This window comes from Streptomyces exfoliatus (assembly GCF_000725545.1).
GTDB classification, from domain to species: domain Bacteria; phylum Actinomycetota; class Actinomycetes; order Streptomycetales; family Streptomycetaceae; genus Streptomyces; species Streptomyces exfoliatus.
In genome coordinates, this window is the sequence record NZ_JNZP01000024.1 from 53723 (window position 1) to 72592 (window position 18870).

The following is an 18870-nucleotide window of genomic DNA, read 5'->3' on the forward strand; positions in this document are numbered from 1 at the left end:
TCTCGGCGCAGCGCCGGTCGCTCCGGCGCCGGGACGTGACAGACCGGGTCAGAACACGCACCCGATCCCTTCCATCGTTTCACCGGCCCCTGGCGGCCGCAATCGCGAGCGGGCGCCCGCGGGAAGCGGCAGCGGCGGGACGGGCGCCGTCGGCCTCAGGGGTGCAGCACGATGTCCTCGAACGACTCCAGGCGCCGCCAGCGCTCCTCGGGCGCCCGCGTCGGAGGCATCACGTCCACGTCGGGCAGCGGCCCGAACTCCAGCTCGGTGATCTCCGCGACGTCCGCGACCGGCACCTGGTACGTACGGTACGGGCCCAGTGGCGGCGGCGCTCCGGCCGTCGCCCCCGCGAGCGCCCGTTCCGCGTCCCGGCTCAGGTCGGGGCTCTGGTCGAGGACGTACCCGGCGGCGGCGAGCGCCCCGTCCTGGAGGAACGCGGCCACCTTCCAGAAGCGCATCGGCACCTGGATCCCCCGGTACGGCGGATCGGAGTCCTGGAGCACAGGCCCCGTCAGCACCGTCAGCCTCCGGTCGAACGCGGCGGCGTGGTCGAGGAGGTAGTTCTCCAGGCCCTGCCAGATCTTCTTGCCCTGGTTGAAGACGTCCGCCTGGGGTGCGGCGTTGGTGAAGTGGAAGGTGTCCGCGTCGGCCGCGAGTGCCACGGCAGGGGTCCCCCAGACCGGATCGAGCCTGCGGACCAGATGACCGCGGTCGAGACTGTTGTTCCGGTAGACGTCGTCGCCCGCCTGCTGTTCCTCGGGCAGTCGGGGATCGAACCGCCAGACGTCGTTCCTCGGCACGTCCTCCCGCAGCTCCCGCCCCTCGACGCACACCGCCGTCGAGGCGGCGAGACGCCGGTCGGGCCGGAAGACCACGGTGAAGTGGGTGTACGGCAGGATCACCGTCGCGACCGTCGGCCGGGCGGGCAGCGGCAGCGGGACGACCGGGCCGAGGAAGCTCTCGTCGTATCCGGTGCGGTCGGCGGGCGCGGCACGGCCGGCGCCGCCCGCGCCGGGAGGGGGCGGGGGATCGGAAGGGTTCATACGATGTAGGTACCGCGTGGAGAGGGTCGCGCTCGGCGCCGGACCACAGGCCACTCGATCAGACGCCCCGGTGTCCCCTCCGCTTCCCGCCAGGAGGCACACCCGCCAGGAGGAACCCATGGCCACCGGACTCGCCCTGCACATCGGACTCAACCGGGTCGACCCCGCCCACTACGACGGCTGGGACGGCGCCCTGGTCGCCTGCGAGAACGACGCCCACGACATGGCGCGCCTCGCCCGCACCGCCGGATTCGAGAGCACCGTCCTGCTCACCGCCGACGGCACCGTCGCCAACGTCACGGCCGTGCTCGGCGAGGCCGCCGCCCGGCTCAGCCCCGGCGACATCCTGCTCCTCACCTACTCGGGGCACGGCGGCCAGCTGCCCGACGCCACCGGCTCCGACGACGAGCCGGACGCCCTCGACGAGACACTGGTCCTCTACGACCGCCAGTTCCTCGACGACGAGGTCAGGCGGACCTTCCGCGCCTTCGCCGACGACGTGCGGATCGTCTCCTTCTTCGACTGCTGCCACAGCGGCAGCAGCATCGAGGTCCCCGGCGGCGAGGCGGACGGCGTCAGGGCCCGCTACCTGCCCGAGCCCCAGCAGCACCGGCTGTACGAACGGGACCGGGAGTTCTTCGACGAGCTGCGGCGGTCGCTGGCGAAGGACGCGCCGGCCGACGGGGCGGCCAGGGACGCGCTGCTCGTGTCGGCCTGTCAGGACAACCAGTTCGCCGCCGACGGAGACGTCAACGGAGCTTTCACGGCGGCCCTGTTGCAGGTGTGGGACGACGGCGCGTTCCGGGGCGGCTACCGCGACTTCCACCGGGCGATCCAGCGGCGGCTTCCCCCGACCCAGAGCCCGAACCTGTACGTGACCGGCACACCGGGCGAGGAGTTCCTGAACCAGCGGCCGTTCACGGTCTGAGGCCTCGGAGGTCCCGGGAAAGACGAAAGGCAAGGAGGTAGACCGCTCCTTGCCACTCTCAAGGTATAGCGCACAGGGGGCCTTGCCGCAAGGCCCCCGTCGTGCTGCAGAATCTCCGCTCGTAGCCAGTGACTCTGGCAGTTCTTCGAACGGGGCGTATGAATGTTTGACGTGATCGTGGCCGGCGGCGGACCCACCGGCCTGATGCTGGCGGCGGAGCTCCGGCTGCACGACGTGGCCGTGCTCGTGCTCGAGAAGCGGGACGAGCCGACCAACGAGTCCCGCGGACAGGGCCTGCACGCGCGCAGCGTCGAGATGATGGACCAGCGCGGCATGCTGGACCGCTTCCTCGCGGTCAGCGAGAAGTTCCAGGTCGGCGGACTCTTCGGCGGCATCATGAAGCCGTGGCCCGAGCGCCTGGACACCGCTCACCCGTACGGCGTCGCCGCCCCGCAGCCGGTCACCGAGCGGCTGCTCAACGAGCGCGCCCTCGAACTCGGCACCGAGATCCGGCGCGGGCACGAGGTCGTCGGGCTGCGCCAGGACGAGGACGGCGTCACCGTCGAGCTCGCGGACGGCACGGAGCTGCGCTCCCGCTACCTCGTCGGATGCGACGGCGGCCGCAGCGCGGTGCGCAAGCTGATCGGCGTCGACTTCCCCGGCGAGCCCGCCACGGTCGAGACGCTCCTCGGCGACATGGAGGTGACCGCGGACCCGGAGACGATCGCCGCCGTCGTGGAGGAGGTCCGCAAGACCCAGCTGCGGTTCGGCGTCACCCCCGGGGAGAACGGGGTGTGCCGGATCGTCGTACCCGCCGACGGGGTGGCCGAGGACCGTGCCGCGCCGACCCTCGACGAGTTCAGGAAGCAGCTGCGGGCCTTCGCCGGCACCGACTTCGGCGTGCACTCGCCGCGCTGGCTCTCCCGGTTCGGCGATGCCACCCGGCAGGCCGAGCGCTACCGCGTCGGCCGGGTGTTCCTCGCGGGCGACGCGGCGCACATCCACCCGCCGACCGGCGGACAGGGCCTGAACCTCGGCATCCAGGACGCCTTCAACCTCGGCTGGAAGCTGGCCGCCGAGGTGGCCGGCTGGGCGCCCGAGGGGCTGCTCGACACGTACGAGGCCGAACGACACCCGGCGGGCAGGCGCGTGGTGGAGAACACCCGCGCGCAGATGACGCTGCTCGGAACGGACGCGGGCGCGACCGCGCTGCGGGAGCTGTTCTCGAAGCTGATGGACTTCGAGGAGGTCAACCGGTACATGACGGCGATGATCACCGCCGTCGACGTCCGCTACGAGCTGGGCGAGGGCCACGAGCTCCTCGGCCTGCGCATGCGGGACGTCGCACTGAAGCGGGGGCGCCTGTACGAGCTGATGCGCGGCGGCCGGGGCCTGCTGCTCGACCAGACCGGCCGGCTCTCGGTCGAGGGCTGGGCGGACCGGGTCGACCACGTCGTCGACGTCAGTGAGGAACTGGACGTGCCCGCGGTGCTGTTGCGGCCGGACGGCCACGTCGTATGGGTAGGCGAGGACCAGCAGGAGCTGCACGGCCGGCTCGGCGAGTGGTTCGGGGCGGCCACCGCCGGCTGAGTACGGTGCGGTGGCTCCTACGGCACGCGTACGAGCCACCGGCACCGCCGCCGGCTAGGGCCTGTCCTTCGGATCAGGCCGGATCAGGGAGCGTGCGTGCCGGGCCCCGCGAGCCCGGCATGATCCGAAAGACAGGCCCTACGGCCTGAGCGCCGTCGCCAGCTGGGCCCGGGAGCGGACGTCGAGCTTCTGGTAGATCCGCGTCAACCGCGCCTCGACCGTCTTCACGCTCAGGTACAGCTTCGCCGCGGCCTCCTGGTTGCTGGCACCCTGGCCCACGAGGCGGGCGAGGCGCAGCTCCGCCTCCGTCAGCACGGAGAGCGCGGGCGGCGCCTCCTCGCCCCCCGAGCCGCCCCCGGCGCTCTCGCCCGCGGCGCCCGCCGGGGTCTCGCTCGCCAGGGCCAGCCAGGGCGCCGCCCCGGCCCGTTCGAACACCGCGGCCGCCGCGTGCAGGGCGCCCTGCGCCGCCGACCTGCGCCGTCTGCGGCGCTCCACCCGGGCGAGCGCGATCAGTGCCCGGCCCCGCTCCAGGGGCAGCCCGGCGCACCCGAAGGCCTCGGCCGTGACGGTGAGCAGCTCCGCGGCCTCGTCCGTGCGGCCCTCCGCCGCGAGCCACAGGGCGTACGCCCGGTCGCAGCCGAGCAGGACGGTGGACCGTCCGAGCCGGGACGCCACCGGCCGTACCTCGTCCAGGAGCGCCAGGGCCTCGGCGCCCGCGTCATGGGCGATCAGGGCCTCGGCCAGCTCCTCGTGCCAGCGCAGCATCGAGGGGTCGACGGTCGACTGGGCGCGTTCGTCGGCCTGGACCCGACGCAGCGTCTCCAGGGCGGCGGCGACGTCCCCGTTGATGAGCTGGACCCGGCCGAGCGCGTACCGGCTGCGGGAGAGGAAGACCCGGTCGCCCTCCTCCTCCGAGGCCTGGACGCTGCGCCGGGCGTAGCTCGCCGCCCGTGCGAAGCTGCCGCCGGCCGTCTCCGCGAGCGCGAGCGCGTACCAGGCGGGGCCGGGGGAGAGGCCCGCCTCCAGGGTGAGCGCGAGGGACTGTCCGGCGTGCGCGAGCGCCGCCCCGCAGGGTCCGATCCGCGCCTCGATCTGGGCGAGGGTGCCGTAGAGCTCGATGGCGTCCTCGACGGAGCCGCGCCGCTGGACCAGGGGCAGCAGTGCGTTGACGTCGTCGCGGGCGTCCGTGAGCCGGTCGTCGAACAGTGCGTGACGGATCGTCAGGATCTGTGCCGCGTTGCGGATCCCGAGCGGACGCTCGGCCCGTTCGAGGGCGCGGGCCTGCGCGAGCACGGACTCCGCGTCCGGTGATCCGAGGGCGCGTTCCATCCGCGCCTGTACGGTCAGGGCCTGCGCCGCCGTGCGCGGGTCGCCCATGGAGGCGGCGAGCGCCGCCGATTCGACGGCCGCCGTGCGCGAGCGTTCCGGGTCGCCGTCCGCGAGCACGTACTTGACGGCCAGCCGGAGCTGGACGGCCGCGCGCAGGGCGGTGTCCCCCTCCGAGTCCTCCATGGCGTGGACGTACATCTCGTCGAGCCCGGTCAGTCCCTGGCCCGCGGTGTCGAGCACGGCGAGCCGGGCCCTGACCCGGTCGGCGGGCGCCGCGTCCCGGGCGAGCAGATCGGTGGCGGCCCGCATGGCGAGATCGGCGCGGGCCGCGCGGGCGGCCTCCTCCGCGGCGTCGACGAGCCGCGCGATGCGCCGCGTGCCGTGCCGCCCCGGAGTCGACTCGGCGGCAAGCAGGGCGAGTTCGGCGGCGAGCGCGCTGTTGCCGCGCCGCCGGGCCAGATCGGCGGCGGCCGCGACCTCGGCGGCGAGGTCCTCGTCCGGGCTGTCGGTGGCGAGCGCCCGGTGGCGTACCGCCTCCACGGGGTCGTCCACGACCTCCGCGAGCGCCGCGTGCCCGGCACTGCGCTCGGCCCAACAGGCGTCGTGCACGAGGGTGGAGGGCAGCAGTCCGGCGGTGAAGGTCACGGAGCCGTCCTCGGCGAGCGACACGAGGCCCGCACGCTCGGCCGCCGCGAGGTCCGCCTCTGCGTTGGGCCGCCCGGCCCGTCGCACCAGCGTCGACGAGGGGCGCAGCGCGAGCGCGGCGAGCAGCAGTGTCGCGCGTACGGCGAGGGGCGCGGCGCCCAGGAGCTGGCGGGCGAGGTCACGGGCGCGCCCGGAGAGGGTCAGCGCCTCCGCGTGGTGCACGGGTGTCCGCGCGTCCGCGAGCGAGCGGCCGACGGCGAGCGCGAGTCGCGGATTGCCGCCGCTGGCACGGTGGATGCGGCCGGCCATCCGGGAGGGGAGCCGGTGGTGGATGAGGAGTTCGGCGATCTCGTCGGCGTGCAGCGGGGGCACGAGCAGCACGTCCGCCTCGGACGGCACCCAGAGGTGGGCGGCGTGCGGGTCCTCGGGACGGTGGTGCTCGCGGTCGGGCTCCTTGGCCTCGCCGTACGGCTCAGGGGTCTCGACGGCCACCACCCGCAGCGCGGGCGGCGCCAGGTGGAGGGCGAAGCGCAGCAGGTCCGCGCTGTCCGCGTCGACGTGCTGGACACCGTCGACGACGAGGAGGACCGGGCCGCGGCAGGTCAGGGTGCGCAGGATCTGGGCGATGCCGAGCCGGAGCGCGATGGGGTCCCAGCCGCCCGCGTCGATCGGCGCCTCGCGGCAGAGCATGGCGACGGCGGTGCGCTGGGGACCGGGCAGCTCGTCGAAGACCCAGGAGGTCTCGGGCCGGTCGGCGCCGAGTCCCGGCCAGGTCGCCGTCGTCGCCACCGAGGCCACGAGCGCGGCCGCGGCCGCCCCCGGTATCTCCCGGTCGGACGGCAGGGTCGCCAGCCACAGGACGGTCTCGCCGCGTGCTTCGGCGCGGGCCGCGGCGGCCAGCGCGACCTCGGTCTTGCCGACGCCGGCGGGCCCGGTGAGCAGGGCGCGGCCCCGGATGTGCAGGGCGCGCTCCAGCCGGGCGAGGAGTTCGTCGCGCCCCACCGGCGCCGGGGATGCCCCCGCGCCCGCAGGGCGCAGAGCGACGTACGGAGCTGTCGTCACTGTCCACCACCTCCGCCGCTCCGGGCCCCGGCCCAAGAGCCCCGTGGGCAGAGAATACGGAGCCATCCGGCGGAGTCCAGGCCCCTTGTCCGGCATACGGACAGGGCACCCCGCCGGAGCGGGGCGGCCGAACACCAGGACGCGCCCGTGGTGTAGACCACGAGCGCGCCGCTGACCAGCAATGATGCTGTTGTGGGGGGTGGTTCGGAGGTGGAGCCGTGGTGCCTTAGAAGGTGAGGCTCCACGAGTCGATGTAGCCGGTGTCACCCGAGGCCACATCGCGGACCTGAAGCTTCCAGGTGCCGTTGGCGAGCTCGCTCGACGCGTCGACCGTGTACGTGGTCAGGACGTTGTCGGCGCTGTCCGAGGAGGAGGACGCCTTGAGGTTGCGCACCGTGCCGTCGGGGGCGATCAGGTCGATGACAAGGTCCCCGCGCCAGGTGTGCTTGATGTCCACGCCGACCTTGAGGGCGGCGGGGGCGTTGCCGGTGCGGCCGGTGACGGCGATCGAGGACGACACGGTGGTGTTGTCGGAGATCGTCACGTTCGTGGCGTTGGAGAAGACCGTGCCGGTCGGCGGCGTGGTGGTGCCGGTGACGGCGTCCACGGTCTTCGCGGTGTCCGCGATGCCGGTGCCGCAGCCGCCGGTGCAGGTGCCGGGCAGCGCACGGGCGTTGGTCTTGATCGCGGACTCGATCTCGGCCGGGGTGAGGGTGCTCTTGGCCGACTTCAGCAGGGCGGCGAGGCCGGCGATGTGCGGCGCCGCCATCGAGGTGCCCTGGTACGGCTTGTAGTTCTCGACCGACTGGGTCGTCGTGCCCGAGTTCAGCGTGGAGTAGATGCCGTTCTCGGGGGTGGTGACGGTGCCGGGCGTGTCGGTGGAGCGGCGGGTCTCGCCACCGGGGGCGGACACGTCGATGATCGTGCCGTAGTTGGAGTAGTACGACCGGTTGCCCTCACGGCTGGTCGACGCCACGTTGATGACGTTCGAGCAGTTCGCGGGGGTGAAGCCGGAGGCGTTGGCGTTGCTGTTGCCCGCGGCGACGACGACGGTGGTACCGCGCGAGACAGCGCCGTTGATGGCGGTCTGGTAGACGCTCGGGCAGGTCGAGCTGGCGCCGCCCAGGCTCAGGTTGATGACCTTCGCCGGGTTCGCGTTGGCCGGGACGCCCGGCACGGTGCCGCCGGAGGCCCAGGTGATGGCGTCGGCGATGTCGGCGGACGAGCCGCCGCACTTGCCGAGCACCCGCACGGGCTGGATCTTCGCGTTGTACGCGATGCCCGCGATGCCCTTGGTGTTGTTCGTGACGGCGCCGATGGTGCCGGCCACGTGGGTGCCGTGCCAGGAGGAGTTGGAGGCGCGGGAGCCGGTGCCGCACTCGCCGTCGGTCGCGTTCCAGTCGCCCTCGTCCTTGGCGTCCGCGTCGCGGCCGTTGCCGTCGCGGGCGTCGGCGGAGGCCGAGATGAAGTCGTAGCCGGCGACGACGTTGGTCGCCAGGTCCGAGTGGGCGGCGTAGCCGGTGTCGATGACGGCGACGGTCACGCCGGAGCCGGTCGTCTTGTCCCAGGCTGCAGGAACGTTCATGCCACCGGTGGGCTCGAAGAGGTCCCACTGCTTGGCGTAGTCGGTGTCGTTCGGCGTGACGGCCATCGCGTAGGCGCGGATGTCGGGCTCGACCGAAGCGACGGACGGGTCGGCGCGGAACGCGTCCATGACCTCCGTCAGGTCCTGCTTGGTGGCGCTGTCGCCCAGGTCGACCAGGGCGCCACCGCCGGCGAGGCGACGCTCGAAGGAGAGCTGCTCGCCCGTCTTCGCGGCCTTCTCGGCCGTGTCGCTCTTCGCGGCGGTGTTGGAGCCGGCCTCGGCGGCCTGGCTCTTGTAGGTCACGATGACCTTCTCGACCGGGGCGCTGGGCAGCGCCCCCATCGTCTGCGAAGCCGGTGCGGGCTTCGGGGTGGCAGCGCCCGGGGCGGCGGCGATCGCCCCGGTCGTGGCAGCGGCGCCGAGGATCGCGGCGCTCGCGACCACGGATATGACTCTCCGCCTGGAACCGTTCAAGGTGTGGCCCTTTCGAGTACGACGTAACTGCGGAGCAGTGGCGGCGGCGCGGGACACACGGGGCAAGTGGGGTCGCCGTCCGTCGGTCCCTGGGCTTGGGGAGCCCGTGCGCCGCCACCGGCGCGACGGCCCGGGTCAAGGCCGTCCCCGGCGGATGCCACCCTCCTCATGCACCTGTCAGGGTGCGTTCGGGGGATGATATCTGCCGGTGCGGAGGACAGTAGGGAACGGGGGGATGAACCCGATACGGGGAAAACCCTTGTCACCCCTCGCGGGGCGGCGGGGGGTCGGTGAGGGGAGTGTGAACGGCGGACGCCCGGACGGACGGCCGGCGCCCGACGGCGGGCCCGTCCAGGGGGAGGTGGGGGCCGCTGGAGGGGGCGCGGGGCCCGTCCGAGGGGTGCGAGGGGTCCCGCCCGAAGTGGGCGAAGGTGTCGTGCGCGCGGGGAGGCGGGGAGAGGGTCGCCCGGCCCAGTTCGAGTGTCGTGACCCCCGCGGACGCGCTCGCGCCGCTCAGCCCAGTTCGAGCGTCGTGACGCCGTAGACGCGCTCGCGTGCCACCGGTCGGACCGGGCCCGTGTACATCCGGGCCGTCTCGAACGTCGGCCGCAGGCCCCGCTCCTCGGCCAGCCGCGCCGCCGCCGGATTCGACTCCGGCATGTCGACCGCGATCCGGTCCGCGCCGAAGTCTCGCGCCTCGGCGGCGAGGGCGTCGAGCAGGGCCGCCGCGTCGGCCCGTGTGTCCGCGAACAACGGCCCGATCCGCGCCTCGTCCTGCGCCGGACGTACCACCCCGTACCCGGTCAAACGCCCCTCGGTGACCCGTACCAGCGCACGATGGCCGGGAGTTGTCAGCCAGGCGCCGAGGAAACGCGGCCGGTCCGCGTGGTGGCAGGCGGCGTCGTACGCGGCCAGGGCGCCCGGGTCGACCCGCTCGGCGGCCACCACGCCGGCCACCGGTCCGTCCGGGGCGGGCACCTCGCCCACGTAACGCGCCGTGCGGTAGGCCGTGGAGAAGCCGGAGCGCCGGTAGTTGTCCTGCTGCGCGGGCACCCCGTCGAGGCCGACGGACCGGCCCCCGGCGTGGGCGAGAGCGGCCTGCCAGGTGGCCAGGCCGTACCCGAGGCCGCGGAGTCCGGGACGTACCAGATAGAAGCCGAGGAAGGCGTACGCGTCGTCGTAGGTGACGACGGAGACGGCGGAGACCGGCTCCCCGTCGAGCCGGCCGAGGAAGAAGCCCCGGGGGTCCTGCGCGAAGAACGCCCGAGCGTCGGAAAGGCCGGGATTCCACCCCTCCTCGGCCGCCCAGGAGCGCACGAGCTCCCAGTCCCGTTCCGTGGCGCGGGAGACGGACAGCGAGCCGGAGGAGCCGGTGGTCATGCGGATTCCTTCAACAGCCGGGAGCGGGCGGGCGTTCGGTCACCCGGCGGGTCAGCCGGTGGGCCGGTGGCCGGACGGACGGTCGGGTGGCCGGCCGACCCCGAACCGGACAAGGCGCGGTGAGCATAGCGCCGCGCGGGACCGCTCCCACCCGCGGCCGAACGATTCCGGCCGCGGGCGCCCCCGGGTGACCGCCGGGGCCTCAGTGGACGAGACGCAGGCGCGGACCCGCGACCGAGAGGCTGACGGTCTGACCCCATGTCAGCTCCAGGGCGTCCGATTCGACGCCGTCGCCGAACGCGACCAGGCGGTCCGACTCGACGGTGAGGCGCAGGGCCCGGCCCGGGTCGAGGAGGCCCTCGACCCGGCTCGTCCCGGTGGCCGGCGACGGCCAGGCCTCGCGCACGAACCAGGCGAGCCGGGCGTCCGCGGGCCCGGGCAGCGCGAGCGTGCTGGAACGCTGTTCCCACAGGGACCGCAGCCAGCCGGTGGCCCCCGTGCCCGTGCCGACCAGCACGCCCGACGAGGCCTGCGGCTCGGGCGGCGCCTCCGCCGCGTCCAGGTCGAGCGTGTAGCGCGCCGTCTGGTGGCCGCGGGGGCCGACGTAGATCTCGTTCAGGGCGAGCAGCCGCTGCGCGTCGTCGGTGACGGCCTCCACCATCGTCAGCTCGTCGACCGCCGCCCCGGCCCCCACCGCGTACGGCAGCAGTCGGCGCGCCCGGTCCGCCCGGTGACGGACCAGGACGCCCGGATTGCGCCCCGGGTCGGCGTCGATCCCGATGACGGGCTGCCCGCTCAGGTACTTCGCCGCGTTGGCGACCAGGCCGTCCTGTCCGACCACGACGACCACGTCCTCGGGCCCGAAAAGGAACCGGTCCAGATCGGAGCGCTCCACCCGGCTCTGCCGCCAGGTCAGCGGCACCGCGCCCGCCACCTCGGCGAGCGCCCGGTGGGCGCGCTCGTGCCGCTCCCGCACGGCCTCGACGGAGCGGCCGCGCGCGGAGAGGAAGAACGCGGCCTGGCCGTGCGTACCGTGCCGGGCGAGCAGCTCCTCGTACTCCGTGGTCCGGTGCACGAGCACCGCGCGCGGCGCGAGGCTCACGGCCGTGCCCCGCCCTCGCCCAGCTTGGCGAGCAGGCCCGTCAGCACGTCGGGGGAGAGCGTCAGGTGCTCGATCCTGGGCAGGTTCTCGGCGGCCGTGGTCACCGCGAGGGCGTGCAGGGTGGCGGGATCCACCTCGGTGTGCGCCCGCAGCCACGCGGACTGCGCCCCGGCGCGCGCCGCGCCGACCTCGCGCGCCGCCTCGGCCTCGGCCTGTGCGAGGCGGACCTTCCGTACGGCCTCGGCCTCGGCCCGTACCGCGTCGGCGGCTGCGTTCTCCTCGGCCTCGCGGCGCGCGTTGGTGCCGCGCTGCTCGACGAGCCGTTCCTCCTGCCGGGCTAGCTCGATCTTGCTGGCGAGTTCGTTCTCGGCGATGGCGCGCTCGCGTTCGACGGCGACCGCGCGGCGCTCGTACGTGGCCCGGTCGGCCTCCTGCTGGATCTGCTCGCGGGCGGGGGTGCGCAGGGCGCGTTCCACCTCGGGTTCGGGGCGGATCGCCACCACCCGGACGGCGACGACCTCGATGCCGGTGTCCGGCAGCCGGGGCTCGGCCGCGAGCCCGGCCGTGACGCGGTCCCGCACCGCCGCCACGCCGTCGACGAGCGCCTCGGCGAGCGCGGTACGGGCGAGCACGTCGAGGGCGTGCTGCTGGGCGGTCTCGGTGAGGAGGGTGGCGATCTGCTCCAGCGGGGCGCCGCGCCACGCGCCGGTGTCGGGGTCGATGGAGAAGTCGAGCCGGGTGGCGGCGGCCGCCGGGTCGCCGATCCGGTACGTGACGGTGGACTGGACGCTGACGTCCTGGAAGTCGGCGGTACGGGCGTGGAAGGCCATCGCCAGTTCGCGGTCGTTCACCGGGACCTCGGAGAGGGCCGCGGTGAGCGGCCGGAACCAGAAGCTGAGCCCTTCGCCGTCGTGCACGAGCCGGCCGCGGCGCTGGTGGCGGATGTGCGCGGTGGGCGCGGAGCGCAGATGGCGCCAGCCGGCCCGCCGGGTGATGTCGGCCATGAGAGAACCCCCCTTGTCGTCATGTTGACGATAGTGGGGTCCCGGCTTTTGGTCAAGGTGACGAAATGGGGAACTCGGAGTCCTCGGCGAGTCCGGCGCCTCAGGGAGCCACCCTCGCCCCGCCCTCGGCCTCAGGCGGTCGCCCGACCGCTGACGGCGAGGGCGGAGGCGCGGTCGGGGCCGGCCGGTTCCGGTGCGGTGAGGGCGTTGGTGCGGTCTGGGCCGGTGGGGTCCGGTACGGCGAGTGCGGGGGAGGTCGTGTCGTTGGGCGCAGGGCCGGTGGCGCGCGGCGACGGCACCGGCCGGGTCTCCAGGGCGACCGTACGCGCGCGCGTGGAGTCGGCCGGGGCGGGCTCCGGCGCCGGAGCGGCCTCCGGCGGGCTGCCCTTCGTCAGCAGGACCACGCCCCGCGCCGCGACCAGCGAGGCGCCGGCCGCGACGAGCCAGCCCCACGCGCCCGCCCGGAACGTCTCGCCGAGCAGCGCCACCCCGATCACCGCGGCGGCGGCCGGGTTGGAGAGGTTCACCACGGCAAGCGGCGCCGCGAGGCCACCCTGGTAGGCGGCCTGCGAGAGCAGCAGGCCACCCGTCGCGAAGCCGGAGATCAGCACCGCGAGCAGCGCCGTCTGCCACCAGGTCGGGGTGTCACCGGGAAGTTCGAGTGCCAGCGCGGCCGTCAGCGTCTGGGTGAGGGCGGAGGCGACGCCCGAGGCGATCCCGGAGGCGGTGGCGTGACCGAGCCCGCGGGCGCCCCTGCCCCCGGTCGCGGCCTGACCCGCGCCGTGCTCGCGCCCGTACAGCCGTCCCGACGCGAGTACGGCGATGAGGAGCGCCGTCGCCGCCGCGACGATCAGGGACTCGCGCAGGCTGAGCGCCTCGCCGGGCGCCGTCGGTCCGGTCACGGCGACAAGACCGACGAGGCCGCCCAGGGTCCACAGGGCCCCGCGCCACTCGGCCCGCGTCACCCGGCGCCCCGCGCAGTACGCGCCGAGCGGCAGTGCCGCCACGAGCGTCAGCGCGCCGAGCGGCTGGACCAGGGTCAGCGGGCCGTAGTGCAGGGCGGCCACGTGAGCGAGGGCTCCGGCGGCGTTCAGGCCGACCGCCGCCCACCACTGCCCGCGGGCGAAGAGCCCGCGCAGCGCCCCGCGCCCGCCCTGGACGGGGGAGGCGGCGGCGAGCCGGGACTGGGCGACGGCGGCGAGCGCGTATCCGGTGGCGGACACGAGCGAGAGGAGCACCGCGAGGGCGGTGCCGGCGGCGGGGTTCATCGGTGGGCTCCGACCGGGAGAGGTGCCGTACCGAGGGCGCGGGGTACGGGTGGGGGCGTCGTCCGGCGCCCCGGGGTGCGGACCGCGAGCAGCGCGAGGCCGAGGAGTGCGGCGGCGGCGAGCGCGTCGAACCAGTAGTGGTTGGCGGTGCCGACGATGACGAGCAGCGTGAGCAGCGGGTGGAGCAGCCACAGGACCCGCAGCCGGGACCGGGTGGCGGCGATGAGGCCGATCGCGACCATCAGGGCCCAGCCGAAGTGCAGCGAGGGCATGGCCGCGAACTGGTTCGCCATCGAGTCCGTCTCCGGCGTCGCCCCGTACACCGAGGGGCCGTAGATCCGGGCCGTGTCCACGAGCCCGCCGGCGGCGAGCAGCCGCGGCGGCGCGAGCGGCATCAGCAGGTGGAGGGCGAGCGCGGCGGCGGTGAGGAGCGCGAGCACGCGGCGCGACCACACGTAGTGGGCGGGGCGCCGCAGGTAGAGCCAGACGAGGAAGGCGAGTGTGGCCGGGAAGTGCACGGCCGCGTAGTACGTGTTCGCCGCCCTGATGAGCGGTTCGCCGTGCAGCAGCAGCTGCTGGATCGTTTCCTCGCTCGGCAGGCGGATCGCGCGCTCGGCGTCCCAGACGCGGTCGGCGTTCCGGAAGGCGCGGGTCTCGTGGCCGTTGGCGAAGAGTCGGCCGAACTTGTAGACGAGGAAGAGGGCGGTGACGAGCGCGAGTTCGCGCAGGAGCGGCGGTCTGGCGGTCTCGCCGTCGCCCTCCTCGCCGCTTCCGCGTATCCCGGCAGCCATGGTGCGGCCCTCTTCTCGGTAACCAGTCAAATCGCCAACAAACGGAGTGAGCGTAGATCCGATTTCATCGAGACGCAAACGTCTCGATACGTTTGCGTCTCGATTGTGCACCCCCTACTCTCGTATGTGCAGACAAAGGTGTGTCCCGGAGGGGTCCTGGAGGGATCGATGTCCACAGAGGCGGCGACCACGGCAGCCCGGCGCAGCAAGATCACGCCGGAGCGCGAGACGGAGCTGTACGACGCCGTGCTCTGCCTGCTGCGCGAGGGCGGCTACGACTCCGTCACCATGGAGGGCGTCGCGGCCCGCACCAAGTGCGGCAAGGCCACCCTCTACCGGCAGTGGGGCACCAAACCGCAGCTCGTCACCGCCGCGCTCGCCCGGCGGCGCTGCACCGTCTTCGCCGGCATCGACACCGGCACCCTCGCCGGCGACCTGCGCGAGGCGGCCCGCGTCGCCGCCTCCCACCGCGAACGCGACGCCGAACTCATGGAGGCCGTCGCCCAGGCCTTCATCCAGCACCCCGACCTGCGCGCCGCACTCCGCGAGACCGTCATCGCCCCCGAGGTGGCGGCCATCGACGCGGTGGTGGCCCGGGCCGTCGAGCGCGGCGAGATCGACGCCGACAACCCCGCGATCGGATTCGTCGCCCCCTGCTTCATGGGCATGCTCCGCATCGAGCGCCTCTTCGAGGAACGCTTCGCTGACGCCTCCACCATGCGGGCCTTCGTCGACGCCGTCCTCCTCCCGGCGCTCCGCGCCTAGGGCCTCTCGTTCGGATCATGCCGGGCTCGCGCCTCACCTTTCGGGTCAGGCCCGAAAGGTGAGGCCGGGCGACGTCCGGCACCCTGGGACCATGGCCGCCGCACGCACCCCCGACATCCGCGTCCGCCGGGTCTACGACACCCCGTCGCCCGACGACGGCGTACGGGTCCTCGTCGACCGGCTCTGGCCGCGCGGACTCGCCAAGACGGACGCCCGCATCGACGAATGGCCCAAGGCGCTCACCCCGTCGACCGAACTCCGCCGCTGGTACCACGGCCCGGACGGCGAGTACGAGGAGTTCCGCCGCCGCTACGAGGCCGAACTCGCCGCCCCCGACGCCGCCGCGGCCCTCGACCGGCTGCGCGACCTCGCGCGCGAGGACACCGTCACCCTCCTCACGGCCACCAAGGACCCGGCCCTCAGCCACACCTCGGTCCTGCTCCACGAGCTGGACCGGCCGACGACGTGACGGTCAGGCCCCGTCGCCGCGCGACGCGCGCAACCCCGGCGCCTCGGCTGCCGCGTCGATCACGCCGGGGTCCACCGCTCCCGCACGGCCGGCCAGCTCCCGCGCCCACGACACGAGCCCGTCCACGTCGATCCCGTACGCCTCGGCGGCGCCGCGCCCGACCGCGAGCCGGTCCGCGCCGCGGCGCAGCAGCCGCGCCCCGCCCGCCGTGTTGCCGCGTGCCGCGTGCGTCAGGCCCACGGCGAGCTGCGCGAGGCCCTGCCACACGTCCCGCTCCGACGCGGGACCGGACTTCCAGGCGTCCTCGAAGACCTCGTGCGCGTGGAAGGGCATTCCCGCGTCGAGCAGCCGCTGCGCCTCGCGCAGGGTCTCCGCCGGGGCGCGCACGACCCCCTCCGGCTGCCGGGGCACCCCCTCCGCCCCGTACGGCAGCGGCCGGCCGAGTCCGTCACGGGGACGCGAGCTACGGGCCCGTCCCTCGTCGTCACGGTCCCTGCCCCGGTCGTTCCCTGTCCTTTTCACCCGTCCATTGTCGCCCCCCGGAACGATCAGGACCGCTAGGCTGGTCGGTCCAGCGCCTCACTGGTCCGCGTGGGTCGCGCGGGTCACGTCAAGGCAGTTGCTCGTGTGGGGGAGTGAGACCGGTGTCGTCGGAAGCGGAACAGTCGCCACCTGCAAGGCCGTCGGAGGCGCATCCCGGTGAGGGACACCCGGCGGCCACCGTCGCCCAGGACCAGGGCGCCCTGCTCGAACGCGGCCCGGAACTCGCCGCGGCGGCCCACGCCGTCGACGAGCTCGTGGCCGGAGCCGCGGCGGGCGGACCCGCCCAGGGCGGCATCCTCGTCTACCGCGGAGAGCCCGGCATCGGGAAGACCGCGCTCCTCGCCGAGATACGCCGAACCGCCCAGGACCGGTGCACCGTCCTGACCGCCCGCGGCGGCGAGACCCTCACCTCGGTCCCCTTCCACCTCACCCGGCAGCTCCTCCAGCCCGCCCTCGACCCCTTCGGCGCCGAGGACGTCCACCACCTCTTCGGCGAACACTTCGACCTCCTCGCCCCCGCGCTCGGGCTCGCACCCCCGCCCTCGGCCGCACCCGCCGACCCGCAGGGCGTACTCCTCGGACTCGCCCGGCTCCTGGAGCGCCTCGCGGAACGGCTGCGGGACCGGCCGCTCGTGCTCCTCGTGGACGACGCGCACTGGGCCGACGCCGAATCCCTGGCCTGGCTCGACGCCTTCACCCGGATCCGGCGCGACCGACGCCTGCCCGCCCTCGTCGTCCTCGCCCACCGCCCCCTGCCGCCGGAACCGTGCGAACCGGGCGCGCCCGCCACCCTCGCCGCGCTCGGCGACCGCGCCGTCCTCACCCTGGGCCTGCACGCCCTCACCACCGAGGCCACCACGGCACTGGCCCGCGACGCGCTCGGCGGACACGCGGACGAGCCGTTCTGCCAAGAGCTGTGGACCGTGACCTCCGGCAACCCGTACGAGACGGTCGAGCTGCTCGCCAAGGCCCGCGACCGGATGCTCGAACCCGTCGCCGGATCGGCCGGCCTGCTCCGCGACCTCGGCGCGGGCGCCCGCGGCGGTGGCCTCGTCAGCCGCCTGGAGGAACTCGGGGCCGGACCGACCCGGCTCGCCCGGGCGATCGCCGTCCTCGACGCGGACAGCACGCCGGAACTCCTCGCGGAACTCACGGGCCTGCGCCCCGAAGACGTGGCCGGGCACACCGACCGGCTCCGGGACGCCCGGATCGTCCAGACCAGGCCCGCCGCCCCGGACTCCGCCACCGACTCCCTGGAGTTCACCCACCCGCTGATCGCGACCGCCGTCTACGGATCGATCCCGCCCGCCACCAGGACCGCCCTCCACGGGCGCGCCGCCTGGGCGCTCACCGAGGCGGGCCACGGCCCCGCCGCCGCCTCACGACACCTCCTCGAAGTCCACCCGGACGACGACGAGGACGTCGTCAGGCAGTTGCGCGCCGCCGCCGTCGAGCACCTCGCCGTCGGAGCCCCCGACGCCGCCCGCCGCTGCCTGGGCCGCGCCCTCGCCGAACCGCCCCGCCCGGAGACGTACGCCCGCGTCCTGTACGAACTCGGCTGCGCGTCCCTGCTCACCGCACCCGGCGCCACCGTCCGCCACCTGCGCTCCGCGCTCGAACTGCCCGGCCTCGACGACGCCTTGCGCATCGACGCGACCCACCGGCTCGCCCAGGCCCTCGCCCACGACAACCAGCTCCAGGAGGCCGCCAGGACCGCCGGCGCCGCCGCCGCCCGGACCCCGTCCGGCATCGGCCGCCGCCGCCTCCAGGCCGCGCACTTCATGTTCGAGGGGGTTCCAGGCCTCCGAGGAGGACGGCCCCGGCCGCTCCCGCCGCCTCGCCGAGCTCACCGAACACTTCACCTGCGCCGACAACTCCGAGCGGGCCCTCGTCGCCGTACGGGCCTTCGACGGCATGATGCGCGGCGAACCCGCCGACGAGGTCGTACGCCTCTGCGACCGCACCCTCGTCGACGGCGTACCCGCCAGGGGCCTCGGCTGGACCGACACCACGTGGGGCTTCGAGATCCCGGCGCTCACGGGCATCGCGTACGCGTTCTCCGACCGTCCCGACCGCGCCCAGGCCCTCTTCGGCGAGGCGGTCCGGGCCTTCGAGATCTCCGGCTGGAGCGGCGCCCACCTCGCCTTCGCCCACACCCTTCTCGGCCTGGTCCACCGGCGCCGCGGAAACCTGCCCCTGGCCCAGCACCACCTGGAGGAGGGACTGCGGCTCGCCGACCGGGTCGGCACCGGACTCCCCGTCCACTGGGACACGGCCTGTCTCCTCGTCGACACCCTGCTCGCCCGCGGCCGCACCGCCGAGGCCCGCGAGGTCGCCGACCGCTACGCCTTCGGCCCGCCCTGGCCGGGCGCGATCGTGCTGCCCGACGGCCCCAGCGTCCTCGGCCGGCTGCTGCTCGCCGAGGGCAGGACCGAGGAGGCGGTGTCCACCCTCGAAGCGGCGGCCGAGTCCCTGACCGGCCGCGGCAGGCACCACGGCGTCTGGGCCCCCTGGCCCTTCGACCTGGCCCGCGCCCTCGCGCCGAAGGACCCGGACCGCGCGGCCCGCATCGCCATCGAGGCCCACGTCCACGCGGAACACCTCGGCACGCCCACCGCCCTGGGCGAATCCCTCCGCTGCCTGTCCCTCTTCGCCGACCCCGAGGAGTCCCGCCGGCTCCTCACCCGGGCCGTCGAACACCTGGCCGCGTCCCCCGCCCGCTACGAGGAGGCCCGAGCCCGCCTGGACCTCGCCCACGCGACGGGCTCGGCCGCCACCCTCGCCGAAGCGACGTCCCAGGCCGCCGCCTGCGGCGCGGACACCCTCACGACCGACCCGTGACAGCCCGTGCGTCAACCCACCCTCCGGAGTGAGGTAATGTTTTCCCTGCAC

General features: G+C 74.5%; 13 protein-coding genes and 1 pseudogene. 5 read left to right on the forward strand and 9 right to left on the reverse strand.

Annotated elements, in window-relative coordinates; translation table 11 throughout:
• Positions 1 to 155 precede the first annotated feature (155 nt).
• Positions 156 to 1043 (reverse strand): DNA/RNA non-specific endonuclease, encoded by an 888-nt coding sequence (locus tag IO20_RS0126455; RefSeq protein WP_030555542.1) that lies wholly within the window; start codon positions 1041 to 1043, stop codon positions 156 to 158.
• Positions 1044 to 1161: 118 nt separating this feature from the next.
• Between IO20_RS0126455 and IO20_RS0126460 the strand changes: the two genes are divergently transcribed.
• Entirely contained in the window at positions 1162 to 1971 is an 810-nt protein-coding gene (locus IO20_RS0126460) for a caspase family protein (protein ID WP_030555544.1), read from the forward strand.
• 162 nt (positions 1972 to 2133) lie between these two features.
• The gene (gene rox / locus IO20_RS0126465; RefSeq protein ID WP_030555546.1) at positions 2134 to 3561 is read left to right on the forward strand and encodes a rifampin monooxygenase; all 1428 of its coding nucleotides are present in this window, start codon (positions 2134 to 2136) and stop codon (positions 3559 to 3561) included.
• Positions 3562 to 3699: 138 nt separating this feature from the next.
• Here rox and IO20_RS0126470 read toward each other — a convergent pair whose 3' ends face one another.
• The 7 genes from IO20_RS0126470 to IO20_RS0126500 form a co-directional block, all read right to left on the reverse strand.
• Positions 3700 to 6597: a helix-turn-helix transcriptional regulator gene (locus IO20_RS0126470; protein ID WP_037636305.1), complete on the reverse strand. Its 2898-nt coding sequence runs from the start codon at positions 6595 to 6597 to the stop codon at positions 3700 to 3702.
• Positions 6598 to 6823: 226 nt separating this feature from the next.
• Complete coding sequence (locus IO20_RS0126475) at positions 6824 to 8524, reverse strand: S8 family serine peptidase (RefSeq protein WP_037636329.1); 1701 nt, start codon at positions 8522 to 8524, stop codon at positions 6824 to 6826.
• Positions 8525 to 9169: 645 nt separating this feature from the next.
• Positions 9170 to 10036, reverse strand: a complete 867-nt coding sequence (locus IO20_RS0126480; protein WP_030555552.1) for a GNAT family N-acetyltransferase — start codon at positions 10034 to 10036, stop codon at positions 9170 to 9172.
• 202 nt (positions 10037 to 10238) lie between these two features.
• A complete protein-coding gene (locus IO20_RS0126485) occupies positions 10239 to 11138 on the reverse strand; it encodes an NAD(+)/NADH kinase (RefSeq protein ID WP_030555554.1) in 900 nt (299 codons plus the stop codon).
• Positions 11135 to 12142 (reverse strand): SPFH domain-containing protein, encoded by a 1008-nt coding sequence (locus IO20_RS0126490; RefSeq protein WP_030555555.1) that lies wholly within the window; start codon positions 12140 to 12142, stop codon positions 11135 to 11137. Before IO20_RS0126490 ends, IO20_RS0126485 begins: the two co-directional genes overlap by 4 nt.
• Positions 12143 to 12273: 131 nt before the next feature.
• Positions 12274 to 13410 carry a DMT family transporter gene (locus IO20_RS0126495; protein ID WP_106978678.1) on the reverse strand — a complete coding sequence of 379 codons (1137 nt, stop codon included), beginning with the start codon at positions 13408 to 13410 and terminating at the stop codon, positions 12274 to 12276.
• Positions 13407 to 14201 (reverse strand): phosphatase PAP2 family protein, encoded by a 795-nt coding sequence (locus tag IO20_RS0126500; RefSeq protein ID WP_051874862.1) that lies wholly within the window; start codon positions 14199 to 14201, stop codon positions 13407 to 13409. The genes IO20_RS0126495 and IO20_RS0126500 overlap by 4 nt, the downstream gene beginning before the upstream one ends.
• Before the next feature lie 168 nt (positions 14202 to 14369).
• On the opposite strand from IO20_RS0126500, the gene IO20_RS0126505 reads away from it, so the two are divergent.
• Both IO20_RS0126505 and IO20_RS0126510 read left to right on the forward strand, forming a co-directional pair.
• Positions 14370 to 14966 carry a TetR/AcrR family transcriptional regulator gene (locus IO20_RS0126505; protein ID WP_030555561.1) on the forward strand — a complete coding sequence of 199 codons (597 nt, stop codon included), beginning with the start codon at positions 14370 to 14372 and terminating at the stop codon, positions 14964 to 14966.
• Between the two features lie 91 nt (positions 14967 to 15057).
• A complete protein-coding gene (locus IO20_RS0126510) occupies positions 15058 to 15435 on the forward strand; it encodes a DUF488 domain-containing protein (RefSeq protein WP_030555563.1) in 378 nt (125 codons plus the stop codon).
• A 3-nt stretch (positions 15436 to 15438) separates the two neighbouring features.
• Here IO20_RS0126510 and IO20_RS0126515 read toward each other — a convergent pair whose 3' ends face one another.
• Positions 15439 to 15957: a DUF309 domain-containing protein gene (locus tag IO20_RS0126515; protein ID WP_030555564.1), complete on the reverse strand. Its 519-nt coding sequence runs from the start codon at positions 15955 to 15957 to the stop codon at positions 15439 to 15441.
• Positions 15958 to 16178: 221 nt separating this feature from the next.
• Here IO20_RS0126515 and IO20_RS36905 point away from each other — a divergent pair.
• Positions 16179 to 18851 (forward strand): annotated as a pseudogene (locus IO20_RS36905) (ATP-binding protein).
• Positions 18852 to 18870: the final 19 nt, after the last annotated feature.